Source organism: Thalassomonas sp. M1454, from assembly GCF_007097525.1.
Classification (GTDB): domain Bacteria; phylum Pseudomonadota; class Gammaproteobacteria; order Enterobacterales; family Alteromonadaceae; genus Thalassotalea_A.
In genome coordinates, this window is the sequence record NZ_VKDD01000004.1 from 163,458 (window position 1) to 179,690 (window position 16,233).

Annotated in this window: 19 protein-coding genes; 10 read left to right on the forward strand and 9 right to left on the reverse strand. The window is 38.4% G+C overall.

From position 1 onward, the window contains the following. Complete coding sequence (locus FNN08_RS10575) at window positions 1–870, reverse strand: NAD-dependent epimerase/dehydratase family protein (RefSeq protein WP_143585559.1); 870 nt, start codon at window positions 868–870, stop codon at window positions 1–3. 129 nt (window positions 871–999) lie between these two features. Here FNN08_RS10575 and FNN08_RS10580 point away from each other — a divergent pair, with 129 nt between their 5' ends. The 3 genes from FNN08_RS10580 to FNN08_RS10590 are packed head-to-tail and all read left to right on the forward strand — an operon-like array spanning window position 1,000 to window position 3,907. After that, window positions 1,000–2,751 carry a carbon-nitrogen hydrolase family protein gene (locus tag FNN08_RS10580; protein WP_185962632.1) on the forward strand — a complete coding sequence of 584 codons (1,752 nt, stop codon included), beginning with the start codon at window positions 1,000–1,002 and terminating at the stop codon, window positions 2,749–2,751. Next, window positions 2,744–3,214: a VOC family protein gene (locus FNN08_RS10585; RefSeq protein ID WP_143585562.1), complete on the forward strand. Its 471-nt coding sequence runs from the start codon at window positions 2,744–2,746 to the stop codon at window positions 3,212–3,214. Before FNN08_RS10580 ends, FNN08_RS10585 begins: the two co-directional genes overlap by 8 nt. 12 nt (window positions 3,215–3,226) lie before the next feature. Beyond that, window positions 3,227–3,907, forward strand: a complete 681-nt coding sequence (locus tag FNN08_RS10590; protein WP_143585564.1) for a hypothetical protein — start codon at window positions 3,227–3,229, stop codon at window positions 3,905–3,907. Between the two features lie 40 nt (window positions 3,908–3,947). Here the strand turns inward: FNN08_RS10590 and FNN08_RS10595 are convergent, their stop codons facing one another. After that, entirely contained in the window at window positions 3,948–4,715 is a 768-nt protein-coding gene (locus tag FNN08_RS10595; protein ID WP_143585566.1) for a GntR family transcriptional regulator, read from the reverse strand. Window positions 4,716–4,952: 237 nt separating this feature from the next. Between FNN08_RS10595 and FNN08_RS10600 the strand changes: the two genes are divergently transcribed. Together FNN08_RS10600 and FNN08_RS10605 are read left to right on the forward strand one after the other, a co-directional pair. After that, window positions 4,953–5,627: a hypothetical protein gene (locus FNN08_RS10600; RefSeq protein WP_143585568.1), complete on the forward strand. Its 675-nt coding sequence runs from the start codon at window positions 4,953–4,955 to the stop codon at window positions 5,625–5,627. A gap of 44 nt (window positions 5,628–5,671) precedes the next feature. Beyond that, window positions 5,672–6,307, forward strand: coding sequence for a glutathione S-transferase family protein (locus tag FNN08_RS10605; protein ID WP_143585571.1), 636 nt, complete (start codon window positions 5,672–5,674; stop codon window positions 6,305–6,307). Between the two features lie 27 nt (window positions 6,308–6,334). On the opposite strand, the gene FNN08_RS10610 is transcribed toward FNN08_RS10605, so the two are convergent. Beyond that, window positions 6,335–6,772, reverse strand: coding sequence for a PaaI family thioesterase (locus FNN08_RS10610; protein WP_260679323.1), 438 nt, complete (start codon window positions 6,770–6,772; stop codon window positions 6,335–6,337). Window positions 6,773–6,783: 11 nt separating this feature from the next. Continuing rightward, window positions 6,784–7,557: an enoyl-CoA hydratase/isomerase family protein gene (locus FNN08_RS10615; RefSeq protein WP_143585573.1), complete on the reverse strand. Its 774-nt coding sequence runs from the start codon at window positions 7,555–7,557 to the stop codon at window positions 6,784–6,786. 190 nt (window positions 7,558–7,747) lie between these two features. On the opposite strand from FNN08_RS10615, the gene FNN08_RS10620 reads away from it, so the two are divergent. From FNN08_RS10620 to FNN08_RS10640, 5 genes are read left to right on the forward strand one after another with little or no spacing between them, the layout of a single operon-like run. Then, window positions 7,748–9,025, forward strand: a complete 1,278-nt coding sequence (locus tag FNN08_RS10620; protein WP_143585574.1) for a 3-isopropylmalate dehydratase large subunit — start codon at window positions 7,748–7,750, stop codon at window positions 9,023–9,025. 9 nt (window positions 9,026–9,034) lie between these two features. Continuing rightward, window positions 9,035–9,538, forward strand: a complete 504-nt coding sequence (leuD, locus tag FNN08_RS10625) for a 3-isopropylmalate dehydratase small subunit (protein WP_143585576.1) — start codon at window positions 9,035–9,037, stop codon at window positions 9,536–9,538. 12 nt (window positions 9,539–9,550) lie between these two features. After that, entirely contained in the window at window positions 9,551–10,414 is an 864-nt protein-coding gene (locus tag FNN08_RS10630; RefSeq protein ID WP_143585578.1) for an oxaloacetate decarboxylase, read from the forward strand. Then, window positions 10,407–11,318 (forward strand): hypothetical protein, encoded by a 912-nt coding sequence (locus tag FNN08_RS10635; RefSeq protein WP_143585580.1) that lies wholly within the window; start codon window positions 10,407–10,409, stop codon window positions 11,316–11,318. Before FNN08_RS10630 ends, FNN08_RS10635 begins: the two co-directional genes overlap by 8 nt. A 49-nt stretch (window positions 11,319–11,367) precedes the next feature. After that, window positions 11,368–11,841 carry a hypothetical protein gene (locus FNN08_RS10640; RefSeq protein ID WP_143585581.1) on the forward strand — a complete coding sequence of 158 codons (474 nt, stop codon included), beginning with the start codon at window positions 11,368–11,370 and terminating at the stop codon, window positions 11,839–11,841. A gap of 36 nt (window positions 11,842–11,877) precedes the next feature. Here FNN08_RS10640 and FNN08_RS10645 read toward each other — a convergent pair whose 3' ends face one another. The 5 genes from FNN08_RS10645 to FNN08_RS10665 all read right to left on the reverse strand — a co-directional run bounded on the left by FNN08_RS10645 (window position 11,878) and on the right by FNN08_RS10665 (window position 15,861). Then, the gene (locus tag FNN08_RS10645) at window positions 11,878–12,453 is read right to left on the reverse strand and encodes a uracil-DNA glycosylase family protein (RefSeq protein WP_143585583.1); all 576 of its coding nucleotides are present in this window, start codon (window positions 12,451–12,453) and stop codon (window positions 11,878–11,880) included. A 37-nt stretch (window positions 12,454–12,490) separates the two neighbouring features. Next, entirely contained in the window at window positions 12,491–13,075 is a 585-nt protein-coding gene (locus tag FNN08_RS10650; protein WP_143585585.1) for a DUF3833 domain-containing protein, read from the reverse strand. Further along, the gene (locus FNN08_RS10655) at window positions 13,072–13,626 is read right to left on the reverse strand and encodes a chalcone isomerase family protein (protein WP_143585587.1); all 555 of its coding nucleotides are present in this window, start codon (window positions 13,624–13,626) and stop codon (window positions 13,072–13,074) included. The genes FNN08_RS10650 and FNN08_RS10655 overlap by 4 nt, the downstream gene beginning before the upstream one ends. Then, on the reverse strand, window positions 13,627–14,190 hold the full coding sequence (locus tag FNN08_RS10660) for a DUF2878 domain-containing protein (protein ID WP_143585589.1): 564 nt from the start codon (window positions 14,188–14,190) through the stop codon (window positions 13,627–13,629). Window positions 14,191–14,334: 144 nt separating this feature from the next. Beyond that, a complete protein-coding gene (locus tag FNN08_RS10665; protein WP_221931786.1) occupies window positions 14,335–15,861 on the reverse strand; it encodes a sulfatase in 1,527 nt (508 codons plus the stop codon). Window positions 15,862–16,233 lie beyond the last annotated feature (372 nt).

Genomic DNA, 16,233 nt, shown 5'->3' on the forward strand with positions numbered 1-16,233 from the left:
TTACGCGCTCGCTTTTGCTTTAGCTACCACTTCTGCGTTCGGATCGCCGTGGGCAACTTTATAACCAGTGGCATAAAACTTATCGGCAGAAATTTTGCGATTAGGTGCTTTAATTTGATTTAAAAACTCTAAACGTGCCCAGCCATTGTCGTCACAAATAGCATCGAATACGGTTTTATTTGTTTCAGGGATATTGTCATTGTCACAAACGTTATAAGTACCGGTTAAGTCATTAGTTAGTGCGTGATAAACCGAGCTAACTACGTCGTTAAAATGAATGGCGTAAAGTGGTGCATCGGCGCCAAAAATAGCTTTACCACCAAAATACTCAATCGCCATTTTTACCCGTTGTGGAAAATCTATATCACCTGGCGCACCATACATATCAGGGAAACGTAGTACACAGCCTTGCTCATTAGCAAGTACTTGTTGCTCGGCTTTTTGGTAATACTTAGAAGAAGGCTCTTCGTGATTTGATGTTGGCGTCAATTCTGAAATAGGCGCGCTGTCTTCGCCGCCATCACCATACACAGAGAATGATGATAAGAAAATTACGCGCGGGCAAGCTTGTGCTGCACTTTGACAACTTAGTTCAAGTGCTTCGTGATAATGCACTTCACGCTCTTCTTTAGTGCGAGTATTTCTTACATTAGGCGCTACAGTTGCAATAATTGCGTCACAACCTTGTGCTGCTGCTGCGACTTTGTCAGTTTCTGCGCCCTTTAAAACAAACACTTGATCAACTAACGTTTCTAACTCGGCAACCTTTGCTGGTGTTGTCGTTGTCCCGACTACTGTATGGCCATCTTGTTTTAATTTGGCAGCGACTGCTTTACCAACATGCCCTAAACCTAAAATAAGAACTTTCATTTGTACCCTAATTTGTTTTATGATGATTTCAATAGTTATAATGTATTAACATTATAACAATGTGTCAAATGTTGCTTGTATATATTTTGTTAAAAATGATTTTTGCTAATGGGATGGTTGGTTAAAACTATGAATAAACTCCGAGTTGCCGTATTGCAGTTTGCTAGTACTTTAAACGTTGAAGAAAACCTTGATACTTGTTTACGAATGCTAGCTAAAGGGGCTGAGGTAAAGCCAAATTTGATGGTAATGCCAGAATTTTGTAATGCGCTATCTTGGTATGAAAATCAGGAGCATGCATGGCAACTGGCGTTAGACCTTGATGGTGAATTTCTTAATGCTATTGCCAAAAGTGCCAAGAAATTTAATAGTTATGTGGTCATTAATGTGAGCTTGCGCCGCACTTACCCGGACATCACAGTAACCTCTTGTTTGTTCTCTCCTGAGGGGGAGTTACTTGTTACTGCCGATAAGCAAACCTTAATGGGTCATGAGAATGATTTTTTTGTACGAGCCAGTACAGAGTCGCCAGTAATTGCCACAAAATACGGTAAATTAGGGATATTTCCATGTCGCGATGGTGTTACTTTTGAAACCCCTCGGTCACTTGCCCTGCGTGGAGCACAATTATTTTGTGACTCACTAAACTCCTTCGCCATTGATGAAGCCAGCTTGCATGTACCAGCAAGAGCGCCAGAGAATAAAGTATTTTTAGCTGCAGCCAATAAAGTAGGCCCATTGATCCCAGAAGAAATTTTATCTGATGTAGCTCAAGCCACCAATATTCCTGAAAAGTTTTTAATGGGCGCAGGCGAAAGTCAAATTGTTGACCCTAACGGCAAGGTGTTAGCCAAAGCCCCGGCCAATACTGAAGCCGTTGTCTATGCTGATATCGACTTGTCACTGGCGAATAGTAAACGCAGACCAGATGGCACTGATTTATTTGCCAATCGTCGCCCCGAGCTGTATCAGCAAATTGCCGCTGATGCAGCACAAGTTGATTGCAGTGGTGGTGCCAATACTGTCGATGTCAGCTTATTTCAAGGCGTAGATACAGCAGATAGTGATGAACTTATCTATGGTGAAAATCAAATAGAGCAAGTAGTTAAATATGTTAAATCACAAGCAGCAAAACTAATCGTACTTCCTGAATTGTTTTTTGCTAAAAATGCGCAAGTTGGCAATATCAAAACAGCTGAAAGTTTAAGCCAACAAGCCATAACAAGTATTGCCGATGCCCTAAATAAAGAGCAAGTAATTGCTACATCAATAGTAATAGAAGAAACCTTAGTGGCAGTATTAATCAGCCAAGAAGGTATTTTATTTAGTCAGCCGTTATTGCACTTTTGCCAGCGCCATGGCTGGAGTAATCATGGTGCTGAATTACGCACATTCGATTCGCCCTTAGGACGAATTGCATTACTAACCGGTGATGATGCGAGTTACCCCGAGATAGTTAAAGTTGCCGCATTAAAAGGTGTGCATATACTCGTTTGTCCAATCGATATTCAAGAGCCATGGGAAGCCCAATACGGGTTACTTTCAAGGGCAGCAGAAAACCGCATATGTGTTGTCTCATCAAGTAGAACGAAACATTTTGATGACGTTGAATATGCTGGTGTTATTGCAACACTTGAAAGAGATTTTACCATCCTTACTCCGTGGCAAGAGCGTAAATTTGACGGTTATATTAATAACCCACTAGTCACCCAGCAAGTATCGCACAGTACCTTGGCAACGATACATCCGCATGCGGCGACAAATAAACTTATGTCTGCCAATACTGACTTACTTGCTCATCGCCCTTGGCAGCCTACGGCAACACTTGTTAAAGCATTAGAAGCAGAAAATACTGAAATAGGACTTTCACATTATGGGTAATGAACAAATTCATAAACAGTTAAAAGATCATATTATTGGTTTGCAACATGTAGGTTATATTGTGCCTAACTTAAAGCAAGCAGTAGATAATTTTAAGCGTGTATATGGGGTAACTGATGACGATATTATTATTTTCCCTGATTATGAAATTAGTGGTCCTGAAGTGTTAACTCGCTTTGCATTTATTAATGTTCAAGGCTGTGAGTTTGAATTAATTGAACCAATTAGCGCAGAATTTAAAACCTTATTAAATAATAGCGCCAGTGGCGGAGCAGGTATCAACCATGTCGCCTGGCAGGTCACTGATATTGAAGGAGCTGTTGCTGCTTTAGCTACTAAAAATATTTCCCCTGGGCATGTTACGCCAAATGGCGTGATTGATATGGGCCGTAAAAAAATGGTTTATCTTGACCCGCAAACAACAGATGGTTTGTTGATCGAATTAATTGAAGTTATTAGCTAAACAAGGATAGTTATGAATTTAGCATTATTAGACAAATTTACCCCGTTAACAAACATTCAAAAGCAACATTTTACCGTGTTTGACCAAGGGACCTATTTATATCAATTAAATGGTAAAAATACTGATATTGAAGAGCCTTGGCAAATATTAAAAAATGGCGATATTACTATTGTTCGTAGCGTGCGTTATAGTAAAAATTATGCGATGAAACTTTCGGTAAAAGCGCATATTACTGAAAATAATAAAACTATAGAGCTTAGCTACAGTGAAGACGATAATGATGATATTGATGCAAAATATCAGTTAGACAATGAAGGAAATTGGAAATTGGTACAGTCTCACCCTGGAGATATTTTTCAAAAGCATGGTAAAAATCCAGGTATGGTTATTTTTCCATTATTGCGAATATTTACTGGAGAGATGTTACTGGCTTGTAAGTCAAAAACAACACAAGTTTTAGTGCCAGATATTCGCTTAACAGCTAGCTACAACGATAAGTTAAAGCCAAGTTTTGATCAGCGTAATGCAAAGTACTTAGGTTTTAGTGGCAAAGGTAAAAAGTATCAATTTAATAGTGAGCACTATCAGGAAGAAGGGGCGCAATGTTTCTTAAATAAAGATGGTATTTTAAGCCAATATAGTTGGCAACAAACACCTGAAATGCTTTGGCAGATCACTCTACAAAAAGCATGAAATCAAGGTGTCTGACACCTTGATTTTATCTTGGCGGCTTTTATTTCATTGAGAATTTCATGTCGAATTGATACTTGTCTGGGCGGTAAATAGCGTACAGGTGATCAAACAACTTACCTTCGCTATCGTACATAGAGCGGTCTAATAACAATAATGGACGACCGGTTGGGATGTCTAAAACTAATGCTGTATCCATATTAGAAAGCGTTGCCGTGATGCTTTGCTCTACGTTATCTAAATGAACCCCAGCTTGTTTAAATAATTCTAAACGAGTGCTTTGTTGTAATGAATCTTCATTGTAGCTATCACCGATATCACGAGTCCAACTTACGTAATAACCAAATGGGATGCCATCATTTGAACGTACACGAATTGATTGGATCAATTCTTCTTCTGGGCCGATGCCAAAGCGTTCTTGTATATCTAATGGCGGAATCGCACGTTTAAAACCAAGAGATTTTACTTGCGTTTCTTGTCCTAAAACTTTTAGGTTTTCAAGTAAACCAGATAATGGCGCAGCTACGTGCTCGGCACGGTTTTTATAAATAACGTGTGAACCTTTACCACGACGACGAGAAATATAACCTTCTTCGGCTAACTCATCCATGGCGCGTTTGGCAGTAATTCGAGATACAGAAAACGCTTCGGATAATTGATGCTCAGTTGGCATCTTTTCTCCAAAAGGAATATCTCCTAAATGAATCTTCTCTTTTAAGAACAAATAAACTTGATGGTACAAAGGAGTTGGAACGTCACTTTTTAGTGCTTGACCCAAACGCGGGTCATTAAGTAATTCTTCAAATGTCATATTGTTATATCTACTCTTTTAAAATATTTACTAGCGCCAGATGCCATTATTTTTTTAATTGCTTATTGTATCTGATGTTTATGATTAAAAATACATCTAAAACCATAATGTTATAGATACAGAACAAATGTAACAAATGCAAGTTGTCTAATGTCATTTCCCTTTAATCAAATCCTTGTTATACATAGCATATAAACTCAAAAACCTGTTGTATAACGGGTGTTCATGGTAAGTCGAATGACCGAATATTTATTATTAAAATTATTACACATTGTATTTTTCGTATACTGGTTAGGTGGCGATTTAGGTACTTTTTATGCGTCGAAATTTGTAGCTAAAGAAGGCCTGTCAGCGCAGCAAAGAAGCACCGCATTAACTATTATGATGGGCGTCGATCAAGGGCCTCGTATCTGTATGGCTCTTATCTTAGGCCCAGGTATTCAAATGGCTTACAACAATGGCTTAATCACTATGCCTGTATGGGGCATGGTTGCTGTTTGGTTAGTATGTGCTATTTGGTTAGCTATGGTGTTAGCGATTCACTTTGGCCATGGTAAGGCATTTGTGGCACCACTAACTAAGTTCGATTTTAAATTTAGAATTGTGGTGATCCTTGCATGCTTTGCTGCCGCCTTAGATACACTGTTATCGGCTTCACCTTTAGTGGTTCATGCCGAATATTTAGCGTGGAAACTGATTGTTTTTGCTGCTTTAGTTATGTGTGGTTTAGGTATTCGAGTAATGCTAAAACCATTTGTACCAGACTTTGTCGAAATGATGCAAAACGGCCCAAGCCCTGAAGTAGATAAACGATTGCAAAATACCTTAGCTAAAGTACGCCCATTTGTTTATTTAATTTGGGTTGGACTGATCGTAAATGCTGCAATTGGTATGCATCTAATTAATCCGTAAACAATAAAAATAATAAAATAACAACAAGAATAAAAGGAAGCTCGATGCGCTTATTAAGCTCTAATTTTTCCCCTTATGCTACTAGGGTTCGCATTCAAATTGCCAAAAATAACCTGCCAATTGAAGTTTGTGCACCAGAGCCTGCACTTCGTACTCCAGAGTTCTTTGCTAAATATCCACTTGGTAAAATTCCGGTATTAGAGCTCGATGATGGTCAGTGTATTACTGAATCTTGGGTGATCATGGAGTATTTAGAGCAAACAACTTCAGGCTCTAACTTGTCGCCAAGCGATGCTTTTGCTAAAGCGCAGATGTCGATGCTAGGCCGCTATGCTGATTTACATTTGGGGCCGTCATTATTCCCTATGTTTAAAGCTTTATTGATGAAAACAGATATTGATGCAGAACAGGAAGTTAATGCAATTAAAGCTGAGCTAGCTAAGGGTGAGCAACTATTAAAACTTCAAGGTGACTTTCAGCAGCGTAGCTTGAATTTAGGTGATATTGCCCTAGCGACAACCATGTACTTTACTATTGCTACGCCTAAGATTTATGGCTGTGAAAATATTTTAGCAGACTTTGAAACTCTATCGTCTTGGTGGGCATGGGTGTTAAAAGATGAAGCGGTGAAGCAAGGTATTGATGAAATGCAAGCGGCATTTATGGCGTTTGGTCAGTAATCTGATTAACTATTAGGCTAAGTACGCTTAGCCTAATATCTTCCATATACCTGTGGCACGAAGTATTTCTCGGCGCTTGGTATAAATAAGTCCTTCAGCGAAAATAACCGATTTAGTTAATCGAGTTATTTTACCTTTTCCCATTAATACTTCATCTTCTGCTAAAGCCGCCGCTAAAAAGTCACAATTTAAGTTAATGGTGGCAAATTTAACCTCATGACCAATGACATCGCCAATAGCGCGGTAGATGCAAAAGTCAGCCATGGCGGTGTAAACCCCTCCGTGAATAACACCTTCGGGATTTTGGTGATGTTGCTGTAAAGGTAGTGCCCTAATTATTTGCGCATCACCTTGTTTGTTTTCTTCTTGGCGTTGATAAAAAGGACCGATAAAAGCTGAAAAGCCAGAGACATTTGCACATAGTTGCCAGCCTTGATTAATTAATGCTTGTTCTGATATTGTCACTTTAATCGCCTTTATTTGTTAAAATTTGCTGGTCGCTTTTCTAGAAAAGCAGAACTGCCTTCGGCAAAGTCATCGCCATCAAAGGCTTGTAAAAACAATAGTTCTAACTCTTCTTGGCTAACTGGATTTTCACCCGACAGATGGTTTAATGTCTGCTTAATACCTATTTGGCTAGTAGCACTATTGGCGAGTAGTTGGTGACATAAAAGTTTAACTTCATCAATTAATCGCTCACTTGCACAACAGCTATTAATTAAACCATAGCTAACGGCTTGTTCAGCATCTAAAACTTTGCTGAGCATTAATAACTCTTTGGCTTTACTTAAGCCAACCAACTGATATAAACGATTGGTATCTGCAACGCTATAAAGTAAGCCCAGCTTAGCTGGAGTAATTGCGAATTTAGAATGTTTGGCCGCAATTCTGAAATCACACGCCATGGCTAATCCTAATCCGCCGCCCATACAGGCGCCGTTAATCGCTGCAATTGTCACAACAGGTAAGTTTGCTAATGCTTGTTGTGCTTCTTGAATGTATTGATTATTTACTTTTAGCTCGGTTTTATTGGTTAACATTTCTGTTAGCTCGTCTATATCCGCGCCTGCACAAAAGGCTTTCTCGCCACTTGCTTGTAAGATCAGAATACGCACCTTAGCTTTGGCGACATCATTTAAAAGTAATGGCAACTGACGCCACATTGCTTGGTTAAATGCGTTGCGTTTTTCAGCTCGATTAATGGTTAATAATGCGATGTCACCATTAATGTCTAATTTTAAATTATCCATATTACCCTGATCTACCAGTTTAAAAATATTGTTTGATGCATTCATCATGCAAGCTATTGCAGAAAATGTCACCTAGCATCTGACATTTGTCAAAATCAAAAATCATAATGATATACTAATATATCATTATGTTTCTAAGATGGTATAGTAGATTTAACAATAATGACATTGCCTGTTAAGAGGATGTTAGATGACTAACGTATTAAAAGCGCAAACTTTAGCTGAAAAAATCATTTCCCGAGCAGCTAACGTGAAATCGGTAAACCCTGGTGAATTGATCACTTGTAAAGTAGATAACGTGCTAATGCACGACTCTTCAGGGCCGCGCCGAGTAGAAGATAGATTATCGCAATTAAATGCCAAAGTATTTGACCCAAGTAAGATTGTGTTGGTAAGTGACCACTTCGTTCCTGCTACAGATGCAGAGAGCGCTGAGATTTTAGCTTTAACTAGACGTTGGGCTAAAAATAATGGCATTACTAACTTCTACGACATGCAAGGTATTTGTCACGTAATGATGGCTGAAAAGGGCCACTTGATGCCTGGTAACTTTCTGGTAGGAGGGGACTCACATTCTCCAACAGGAGGTGCATTTGGTACCTTTATGGTAGGTATTGGCGCTACTGAAATGACTGGTGTGTTAGCGACAGGTGAAATTTGGATCAAAGTACCTGAGTCAATAAAAGTTAATTGGCAAGGTCAGCTTGCTAAAGGCGTTTCATCAAAAGATATTATGCTGTTTTTATGTAAGCATTTAGGTGTAAATAACAATTATAAAGTAATTGAATTTGCAGGCGAGGCGGTGGCTAACATGAATATGTTAGAGCGCATGGTGTTATGTAATATGACGGCAGAGCTTGGTGCAAAAACCGGGGTTATTGCTCCAGATGCAACAACCCTAGAAGCAATTACAACAGCGGGTAAAACTTTCCCTGGCAATATTAATGATTGGCAAAGTGACGCTGATGCTCACTATTATGCTGAGCATACCTTTGATGCGAGTCAATTAAAGCCACAAATTGCAGCCCCGCACAGCCCTGAAAATACTGATGATGTTGATACCTACAATAATGTAGCGATAGATCAAGCATACATAGGTGCATGTACAGGCGCCAAATTATCTGATTTACATATGGCTGCCGAAGTTTTAAAAGGCCAAAAAGTTGCGAGTTCAACTCGATTATTAGTAGCCCCAGCTTCGGCAAGTACTACTAATAAGGCGGCCGCAGACGGTACCCTAGAAATATTAACCGCTGCTGGCGCAATAATTTTGCCTACTGGCTGTGGTGCTTGTGCAGGTATGGGGGCAGGTGCAATTGCTAACGGTGAAGTATGCTTATCGTCAACCTCGCGTAATTTTAAAGGCCGTATGGGCTCACCAAATTCAGAAGTATATTTAGGCTCTCCATATTCTGTGGCCGCTGCTGCAATAACCGGTGTAATCACTGACCCACGTGAATTTTTGTAGGAGTATCCAATGAGCGAAACAGCACAAACCACAATAGGTAGCGCCTGGGTTTACGGCGATAATATCGACACTGATATCTTAGCCCCAGGCCCATATATGAAAAAGCCAATGAATGAATTGGCTAAGCACTGCTTTGAAGCAATTGATACTAGCTTTGCTGTAGAAGTTAAAGCAGGCGATGTCGTTGCCGCAGGGGAAGCCTTTGGTATAGGTTCATCGCGAGAACAAGCGGCGCAAGCTTTGGTAGAGCTAGGCGTTAGTTGCGTTATAGCAAAGTCCTTTGCTCGTATATTTTATCGTAATGCCCTTAATTTAGGCTTACCAGCCTTAGTCTGTAGTGAAGCAGATAAAATAACTAAAGGTGACCAAATTAGTGTTCAACCGGAGCAGGGCATAATCATTAATCATAGTAAAAACGAACAATATCAGTGTGAAGCGATCCCTGAGCAATTAATGGAAATCGTTCGTGCTGGTGGCTTAATGCCATTTTTACAAAATAAGAATAAGTCGTAGGAAATAGCCAAGATGCATGCAAAAACATTACGTAAATTAATCAATGATAAAGAAATTTTAATTGCCCCAGGTGGCTATGACGGTTTGTCTGCGTCGTTAATTCAGCAAGGTGGCTTTAACGCTATGTACTTATCTGGTGCTAGCATTGCATATACGCGCTTTGGTCGTCCTGATATTGGCCTAGTGAGTATGAACGAAGTCGCTGAAACTCTAGCGGTAATTCGTGAACGTGTTGATTTTCCTATTATTGTTGATGGCGATACGGGGTTTGGTAATGCCATTAATACCCAACGTACAGTTAAATTATTTGAGCGCATGGGCGCATCGGCAATTCAATTAGAAGACCAAGTGATGCCTAAACGCTGTGGTCATTTAAAAGGCAAGGCACTTATATCAAAAGAAGAAATGGCTGGTAAGGTGAGAGCTGCTGTTGATGCTCGTGAAAACCCAGATACCATGATCATTGCTCGTACCGATGCAATTGCGGTTGAAGGCTTTGATGCAGCAATTGCTCGTGCTAAAGCATATTATGAAGCTGGCGCAGATATGTTATTTATTGAAGCTCCGGAAAATCTTGAGCAAATGCAGATTATTAACCAAACCTTTAATGGTAAAGTACCGTTATTAGCGAATATGGTTGAGGGTGGCTCTACACCAATTAAAGCGGCATCAGACTTACAAGATATGGGTTACTCATTAGTTATTTTCCCTGGTGCTATGGTGCGAGCTTATACATTTATGGCGCAAGAGTTTTTAGCGAGTTTAAAAGAAAACCAAAACACTAAGCCATATCAAGATCGTATGCTTGATTTAGGCGGTTTGAATAAACTACTTGGCACCGATGAGATCTTAGCGAACGGACAAAAATATGAGTAATGCGACTCAAGCAAGCGTAAATACTAATGGCCCTATTGCCGGGCCAGTGATAGGTGCAAGTTTAGTGTGCGCTGACATAGATGCTGTTAGCCGTATTTATCAGGCTAATTTCTCTATGAGTGCAGCGCAACCAGGTGTGATTAGTAAAGAGCAAGCCGATTTTTGGCAGAGTCCGCATTTAGCGGGCGCTGAGCAAATTATACTAACCTCGCCAAGTGGCGCTAATTGGTTAAGACTTATAAGCGACAAAACGGCTGAAAAAGTGACACCATTGGCCAATTATGGCTGGATGTCACTTGAGGTCAACGTTGCTAATGTGGATCAATGTGCAGCTAAACTTTCTACTGACTTTAGCGTATTAGGTGCTCCGGCAAACTTAGAATTAAGCGATGCCATAAAAGCAATGCAAGTCGCAGGCCCTGTCGGTGAGGTTTTGTATTTAACCGAGATAAAAGCTGCGGTTCCTCCGTTTGAATTACCAATGACAGATGCCGAGTTAGATTGCTTATTTATTCCTGTATTAAAGAGCCCCGATAGAGCCGCAAGTTTAGCGTTTTATGAACACATAAATAGTCATAAAGGCTTGTCATTCGATACCAAAATTACTGTACTTAACCGTTATCATAACATTGATATTAGTCATCAATATCCGGTGGCGACATTACAGTTTAAAGGTGAGTCGTTAATAGAGATTGACCAAGTTGAATCCGGTAATAGTAATTCTAATGCAGGCTTACCGGCAGGTATTGCCTTAATGACCTTAGAAGTAAGTGAGTTTCCATCAGATATTGATGAATTAGCATCTTTAGTGACTGTAAATGACAGTTACTATGGCAGTTCAGAGGTAAAATTATATCGTGGTCCTGCTGGCGAATTGGTTGAGTTAGTGCTAAAAAACAACTAGCAGATCAAACGTAAACAAGTAATAAAAACAATAAGATGAGGAGATAGTTATGTTCCCACAAGGTTTTTTTGGTACTCGTGCAGATTTAATGATGGATATCGTTATTGTCGCATTTATGATCATTATGCCTATTTTATTCGTGTCTTGGCGTAAGGCACGAGCTAATAACTATGCAACTCACTCTAAAATACAAATAGGCCTTTCCATTGTTTTAGCTATTGCTGTGATTTTATTTGAGGCAGATTTAAAGCTTTCAGGTGGTATGGCACAGCTGACTAAAGAAAGTGCTTATTATGGTAGCAACACGCTAAATTATTGGATGTGGGGTCATACCTTTGTTGCCATAATTACTGCTTTACTGTGGATAGTTTTAATGACGTTATCGATTAAAAAGTTCAAACTACCACCAAAAACCAATGCCTTTAGAAAAGTACATCGACCATTAGGCTATACAACCATGGTTTTTATGTATGCAACTGGCTTGTCATCATTTCCGTTGTACTATTACGGTTTTATGATGTAATACCAATCACATAATTAATGGAAATGGTATGAGCCGTTAGAGTAGCTTGGCAATGCGCTGTTGCAAATGAGGGATAACCTCACCTTCAAACCACGAGTTACGCTTTAACCAAATATTATTTCTCGGACTAGGGTGTGGTAAAGGCAACTGATTTGGCCAATAACTTTGCCATGATTTAACCGTCTGTGTAACTGTACTTTTGTTATTATTTAAATGATATGACTGTGCATATTTACCTATCACCAAGGTAAGCTGTAAGTTTGGTAATTGTGCTAATAACTTCTCTCGCCAAGCAGGTGCACATTCTGGTCTTGGAGGTAAATCTCCTGATTTACCTGTGCCTGGGAAGCAAAACCCCATAGGTAAAATGGCTATTTTACTGTCATCATAAAAGGTGCTTTTGTCGACTCCCATCCACTGTCTCAGCCTGTCACCGCTGGCATCATTAAAGGCAACACCCGACTCGTGAACTTTTATTCCCGGTGCTTGCCCAGCGATCAAAATTTTAGCTTTAGGGTTAATTTGAACAACAGGTCGCACTCCATGCTCAAGATGTGAAGCACATAAGCTACAAGCGCGAACGTCCGCTAATAATTGAGTAAATATAGTCATCTAGCATAGTGTATTCGAATAACTCAAACTTACCTAATTATGCTGCTTGGCATTGTTGAAAAGGTGTTTGCTTATCAAAGTAGATACTAATTTGCCCAACTTCAATGCCAAATTTTATTAACGAAGAGCGGTTGAACATGTAATTCTCATCGAGTTGATACATCCAATCATCAACATCGAACACATACGTTGTTGAGCCACCATCATCATCTTTAATTGCTACACTTAACTCATATTGCCATCTAAATGCATTACCTTCACTGCTGCCATACGCTAACTCAGGCACGTCATTAGCTGTACCTTGGTAAGATACTTTGCCATTATCCTCTATGCGTGTAATAGACCAAATTCGGTTTTGTCGCTCACCATCATCAAAGTAAAACTCTTCGTCTATTGTACCTACTAAATTATCGCCATCAGCTTGCCAGTTGGCATCTATTTCGACACAAAAATGGCGTGTCATTTTATTGCTGTAGTCCTGAACAATGCCTCTGGCGATCAGTTTATTGTTAAAAAACTCTTCTAGTACAAATTTAGGCTTAGTATTTTTGTAGTCTTCGATTTGATGGCTACAGCTTATTAGCATGGACATGCTTAATAGTACTATCAGGATATTTTTCATTTTGTTATTCCAAGTAATTTAGTTCTTAATTTAGGTCTGCTAGTTTTTTCTGACAACCAAATGGCAAGGAAATGGTTGGCAAATTCTTGATCGTTAATATGGCCAATGTTTTGCTTATTAAATAGAAAGTAGCTGTTATTGTGCTCATCAACTATAAAAGTAAGGGTGTCGTCTTCTTTAATATTAGGCCAAATGTTTGTTAACTGTTGTAGCCATAACTCTTGATTGTGATGATTAAGCCCTTGTTGCATCCACTCCTCTGCGGTTTTGCTAATCAAATCTGCAGCTTCAATATCGCGAAAGTAATTGATTTCTAACTTTAATGGTCTTTGATTTTCATTAAATGAGCCATCTAAACTATACAAGGTCGAGTTATAAATAGACCAAAACAATACCGATAATTCAGCCTCGCCAACTTTGGTAAATTGATATTCGCTAAACTCAGTTTTACCTGTACTGTCTGAAGAAACTTCTGTGGCAATCGTGGCATTAGCTACAGATAAAGCGCTTAATAGTAAAAAAGTAGATACCGCTTTCAATAATATGTGCATTTATTTCTCCTTACTTAACATCTTGCTTGTATCAAGCATAACTGATGATTTTGCAACGCTGAGGCTATGGTTTAATACAAGTAGCAGTGGTAACAAAATAGCCCAAATAATGGCTAATATAATCAGTGTTTGTGCTAATGGTTGCGGGAAGCTAACAGCATTAAGTTGCATGGCAAAATAATAGCTTATAGGGCCGGCGAATAAGCCAAGTAAAGCTGCCAGCAACAGTTTTTTTTGCAAAAATGATAAAAAGGCCTTTATGGTGGTAGCAAAACCTATCCATAGCAAGGCTAACCAAAGAGGGAAGCTAGCATGAGCAAATGCAAATACATGTTGTTGGTATAAAAAGAAGTCTATGCAGATGCCAATTCCGGCGAATAATAAATAATGAGTCAGGTGCGTTGTAACTTGCTTTAGGCTAGTAAAATACAATACCAGTAAAGCAAGTAAAATAGCTTCATCTTGATAAATGATGGCTGAAAACCAAAACACTTTAAACCAAACAAAGTTATAGACGCCACGGTGCGCCTCTATTTTATTTTGCCAAAGTTTAAGAAAAGCCATAATTCATCCGTATTTGCATTAATGGACCTGAATAGTCTTTGTTAATACGGATGAAATTTGAAAAAGGTTTAAATTTTGATTAAATAATTAATGGTTTTAAAGTTAACGAATAACTTTTTAGATTAAACCTGAAATCATTAAAATCTAGCGCATAAAAATAGTTTCTTGCTGTTTTAACTTCTGAATCTCAATATAGTTATATTCTGAATTTTCTTGGCTTAAGTCATTCACATTATAACTATCGATACCAAGCATGGTTTCATAAATTTTATCATCAATTAAATAAGCTTTATTTTTATAGCTTGAAATTATTAGCGGTCTAGTTGGCTTGATATACTCTTCTGGAAAAATATTAATGCCATTGCTGTATTGCTCTACTGGATTTGTGCAACCGGCAATATTGGTCAAGATAGTGGGCGCTATATCAATATGAGCTGTTCTTTTGGTTATATTCCTAGCTACTTTTTGTTTTGGCATTTTAATGATCATAGGTACTTTTACTTGGTATTTTGTAAAGTTACTGCCGTGCCCCCAATAACCTTGTTGGTTATCGTTAAATTCTTCACCATGATCTGAGGTAACAATAATCATAGTATTATCGAACTGTTGTGTTGTTGATAGCGCTTCTAAAATCTGGCCAAACAGTTCATCGATATAACGAACTGAATTTTTTGAATCATTGATAAAGGGAATATGGTCTATATATTTATTGAATATAAACGCTTCAGGGTCTTTGCTAATAGGTTTGAATACTGCGTGCTCTTCAGGGTACCTATAAGGGTGATGTGAAGATGTTAAAAAAGTAAATTTAAACCAAGGTTTATGTTGAGGGCTATTTAAGTTACTGAGCAAGACGTTAACAACATTTATATCGTTAATATATGAGCTGTTTTGTCGATAATTTATATATCGTTCATCAGCTATTTTACCAAACATCATTGCTTTTAAAGAAAACCTGTCAAGCCAAGAAGATGTATAAGCACTAATTTCATAATTTTGTGATGCTAGCGTTTTAGTTAGCAAGCTCTGATTGGTATATGGTGAAGCATTTACATAGTCTCGATACGAAGGGTGCAAACCATGCATAAGGCCAAATAAGCCATTAACTGTTACGCTACCGCTACTAAAATGATTGTTATAAACAGAACTTTGCTGAGAAAATTTATAAATATTGGGCGATACCTCGGCATTCATGGCGTCAAAACGCCAACTTTCTATCACAAACATTAAAACATTATGTTTTTGTTCTGCGCTTACATTACATTGCATCTCTGCCATAGGGTAGTTAAGCGTACCCTCTACTTTTTTATTTTTCAGGAGATTTTCTACATACTCAGTCGATGCTTCAGATTTTTGAGGAAACGTTTCTGGTGCAATTTTCTTTAACTGAATCATTAAAAAACTTGACGTTAAAGGTGGATAATAAGGCAAGAAAGGAGTGTATTGTGTATAGGATTTATCTTTATATTCAAAACCAACTACATGTAACATTTGACCAACTAGACATAGGCAGATGATGCTTGTTTGCCACTTCCAAAATTTCAATTTTGGCCACTTTGAGTGGTTTTTAAAAATCATTAAATTTATCGCTACGATAATACTCACAATTACTAGCGAAAATAGGGTTAAACCTATCGATATGCCAATTCCAGAAAAATCATAAATTAACATTTTGATAAAAAGTAAATCTATATGAAAGCGGTACACATTAAACACGAAGAAATCGGCTAGTAGGAATATATCTAAAAGTATTTTAGGAACAACAAGCAACCACAAAAAAGCTTTAGTCCAGATTAATTTAGACAGTAAATAGGTAACTAGGCTGAGGGTGATAAAGTAAAGTGTAGGGATAGTAAAAACATAAAAAAAGCTAAAGACGCTATCTGGTGTCGCGTTATTAAAGGCAAAGGTAAGCAGCAAGATATAAGTAAAAGGGAAGCTATAAAGCAAAAAAGTTAACTTTTTTTGCTCTTTATTTAGCAAGTTTATTTTACTGGCTTTAGCAACTATTTTTTTCTTAATTAGCCAAAACATATTAACAAG

Coding starts and splice junctions, on each gene's coding strand:
- FNN08_RS10655 (WP_143585587.1), bottom strand. CDS start 13,626: ATGCACATATTATTGAAAGCGGTATCTACTTTTTTACTATTAAGCGCT.
- FNN08_RS10665 (WP_221931786.1), bottom strand. CDS start 15,861: ATGTTAATTTATGATTTTTCTGGAATTGGCATATCGATAGGTTTAACC.
- FNN08_RS10620 (WP_143585574.1), top strand. CDS start 7,748: ATGACTAACGTATTAAAAGCGCAAACTTTAGCTGAAAAAATCATTTCC.
- FNN08_RS10630 (WP_143585578.1), top strand. CDS start 9,551: ATGCATGCAAAAACATTACGTAAATTAATCAATGATAAAGAAATTTTA.
- FNN08_RS10575 (WP_143585559.1), bottom strand. CDS start 870: ATGAAAGTTCTTATTTTAGGTTTAGGGCATGTTGGTAAAGCAGTCGCT.
- FNN08_RS10615 (WP_143585573.1), bottom strand. CDS start 7,557: ATGGATAATTTAAAATTAGACATTAATGGTGACATCGCATTATTAACC.
- FNN08_RS10590 (WP_143585564.1), top strand. CDS start 3,227: ATGAATTTAGCATTATTAGACAAATTTACCCCGTTAACAAACATTCAA.
- FNN08_RS10580 (WP_185962632.1), top strand. CDS start 1,000: ATGAATAAACTCCGAGTTGCCGTATTGCAGTTTGCTAGTACTTTAAAC.
- leuD (WP_143585576.1), top strand. CDS start 9,035: ATGAGCGAAACAGCACAAACCACAATAGGTAGCGCCTGGGTTTACGGC.
- FNN08_RS10645 (WP_143585583.1), bottom strand. CDS start 12,453: ATGACTATATTTACTCAATTATTAGCGGACGTTCGCGCTTGTAGCTTA.
- FNN08_RS10635 (WP_143585580.1), top strand. CDS start 10,407: ATGAGTAATGCGACTCAAGCAAGCGTAAATACTAATGGCCCTATTGCC.
- FNN08_RS10595 (WP_143585566.1), bottom strand. CDS start 4,715: ATGACATTTGAAGAATTACTTAATGACCCGCGTTTGGGTCAAGCACTA.
- FNN08_RS10640 (WP_143585581.1), top strand. CDS start 11,368: ATGTTCCCACAAGGTTTTTTTGGTACTCGTGCAGATTTAATGATGGAT.
- FNN08_RS10650 (WP_143585585.1), bottom strand. CDS start 13,075: ATGAAAAATATCCTGATAGTACTATTAAGCATGTCCATGCTAATAAGC.
- FNN08_RS10585 (WP_143585562.1), top strand. CDS start 2,744: ATGGGTAATGAACAAATTCATAAACAGTTAAAAGATCATATTATTGGT.
- FNN08_RS10600 (WP_143585568.1), top strand. CDS start 4,953: ATGACCGAATATTTATTATTAAAATTATTACACATTGTATTTTTCGTA.
- FNN08_RS10660 (WP_143585589.1), bottom strand. CDS start 14,190: ATGGCTTTTCTTAAACTTTGGCAAAATAAAATAGAGGCGCACCGTGGC.
- FNN08_RS10605 (WP_143585571.1), top strand. CDS start 5,672: ATGCGCTTATTAAGCTCTAATTTTTCCCCTTATGCTACTAGGGTTCGC.